At 47.5% G+C, this 2506-nt stretch carries 2 protein-coding genes; one reads left to right on the top strand and one right to left on the bottom strand.

All coding sequences use genetic code 11. From position 1 onward, the window contains the following. Positions 1-295 precede the first annotated feature (295 nt). Positions 296-1621 carry a hypothetical protein gene (locus ABD892_RS11100; RefSeq protein WP_345195716.1) on the top strand — a complete coding sequence of 442 codons (1326 nt, stop codon included), beginning with the start codon at positions 296-298 and terminating at the stop codon, positions 1619-1621. A gap of 130 nt (positions 1622-1751) precedes the next feature. Here ABD892_RS11100 and ABD892_RS11095 read toward each other — a convergent pair whose 3' ends face one another. After that, positions 1752-2420, bottom strand: a complete 669-nt coding sequence (locus tag ABD892_RS11095; protein ID WP_345195714.1) for a hypothetical protein — start codon at positions 2418-2420, stop codon at positions 1752-1754. Between the last annotated feature and the right edge of the window lie 86 nt (positions 2421-2506).

Genomic DNA, 2506 nt, shown 5'->3' with positions numbered 1-2506 from the left:
GTCAGTTTCATGCTGGATAATAGTGAATTAATGATTTGTCATTCACTGCATTTCTTTAAAGTCACTTGCTCGCAGGTTTCTTAACCGGTAACAATTCTCGAAACACACAAAATCACCTTCAATTCGAAGCAGAGAGATTACTAGGCAATAAGTTCCTGTCAAACAGTGATAGCATCAGTAAACCAAACACCTATGTCATCATTGCTAAGGAAGATAACCGGTTTACGATACTCATCCAGAAATGGTAAACATAGTAAGATTGAAGACACGGTTGTCGGCAGGAGCGCAGCAACCCATGGCCTATATAAAAGTAATGCTGTTTTACCTGATCGGGTTGATCTGCGGGATCATCACCCTTGCCATGGCCGTTGATCAAACCGTCGGCTGGATGCCTCCCACCCTGTCTGGCCTGGTAACCTTTCTGTTTATCTATCTTGCCGGTCCGGCAACCTCTGACACTGCCTACGTGGCACCGAATGCCCATAAGGATGAAGAAGAGGCTGCACCGACAACCCTGCCTGCAACAGAAAAAACACCCCAGAACAGCGCACTGAGCACCAACGACTCAGGCCGCCTGATCTACCAGATCCCCCCTGTAGAGAAAACAGCCAACGGCTATCTGCTTAACCCTGGCACTACCTTTCAGCTAACCCTGGCAACCGAATCCAAAGAAATTGCCCAGGCGGTAAGAGAGCGAATTGATCATTACGAAAATGGTGAATGGCTGGAAAAGGCACCACTCGCACCGGTGCTTGCACGCTATCAGGTGCATTGCCTTGAAATTGACGCCTACATAAAAACGCACAAAAAACCGTTCAAGGATTCCCTCACTTCACTGATTGCCAACTCGCCAGAATGGGAGAATGCAAAAAAAAACGACAAAAACTACATGATGAGCGAATTTATCGACAAGGCTATACAGTCACTCCCCATCAGGCTCTCTTCCGACATTGCGCCCTTATTGCAGGATCTGCCCGATACCAAAGGCCTTGATGAGATGATTATCAACAGCCATGGTAAAGAGGCTCATGAAATCTATATGCCGTATGCCGCGCACATCGAAAAAATCATGCAGGTCAGTGACAATGACAAGCTGGTGATTCAGCATATGAAAAAACTGGTTAACGCCAACCTCTGCCTGCAGGGCGCAGATATTCCACAATCCGTCTTGCTGCAGCAACTCACCATGACCGATCTCTCCGAATTGATTGCGGACTGTAACATCCATGAAAAAGCCAAATCCAAGTCCGATGCGATCTCCCTGCTGGACGGCGCAAAAGGTGTTTCGGGCAAACTCGTTAATATGCTTCCCCTGAACGAACTCTACTACCTGATTCCACCAAAAGGCCTGACCAAAAAGGTCCGTGATTTACAGGTGTCCTGGCAATACTATGATGCGCTGGCCAAGTTGATGAAAGGCACTTATAGCGTTGCCAGAACCAATACCTTCCGGCTTATCACCGCGCCTGAAGGTGAGAAGCTTCGCTGGGAAGTCAAAAGCTGCGATGACTGCGCTGACTGTGAATCGCTGCAACTGATCTATGAACACAGCCCGCCGCAACCTCCATTGCACGTAGGCTGCCAGTGCCTGATTTTCTGGCATACGGCAGCAGAAGGGTGAAGCGTGATACCTTCTCCTGTACAGCCAGGCTGTCGCACTGCATCCGCACTACGTCACCTACAGAACAAATCCACCGACTGTACTGATGGCCTGACTAATTACCCTGAATACAAGACGCAGAGTTGAAACATTACTGCTCATCGGATGAATCATCCCTTCCCGCCGCAGGTAGGGGGCTGGGGAAAATAATGGGTACAGGAACTGGAACTGGAACTGGAATCAAAACAGGTACAGGAACAAGGATTGGCGCAGGAATGGGTATAGGAAGAACAAACGGCGACTGTCTGCTAAGAGGATTCGATTCCACCGTAACACGCCCTGCTGAAACGCTAACAGGATTTGAGGCAACGCCTTGCTCTGAAGCTGGCTGGCGTTCCACCTCCGCTTCTATTTTTAGACTATTTTCATAGCGCTTCACTACATTAGCAGGCACCCCAGTCTCCGCCTTTATTTCAGCCCATGTCTTACCTTGTTTTCGCAAATCTAATGCCAATTCTTTTTGTTCGATAGTATAGTGCGGCCTCGACACAGTCTCTTTATTTCCCCCTTTTTTGGATAACACTTGCTTCATTTTCACATCATATTCAAGCGAATGATAAAATTGCATAGTGTCGAGGCGCTCGCAGTAACCCGCAAGACTGGTTGTTAATGTTTTATCACTATTAGGATACTTGAGTGTCACACGGTATTGATTCAAATACTCCCGTAAAGTTTGTCCTCCTTCAAACGCCCAGTCCATCTTCCACTCAGGAATCCTGTCAAGCTTCCCCTGATAATATTTAAGAAAATCAACCGGCAACTGATTCCCTTAACTCCCGCTTAACGATCTGAAGAAGTAAGGCTAAATTGAATGAAGAGAGCGTCCCCTGTGCTCTTCAGGCAAAA

It is taken from the genome of Kistimonas scapharcae (genome assembly GCF_039540975.1).
GTDB classification, from domain to species: Bacteria; Pseudomonadota; Gammaproteobacteria; order Pseudomonadales; family Endozoicomonadaceae; genus Kistimonas; species Kistimonas scapharcae.
Note: the sequence above shows the minus strand (reverse complement) of the source record. Positions and strands in the feature narration are given on the sequence as shown.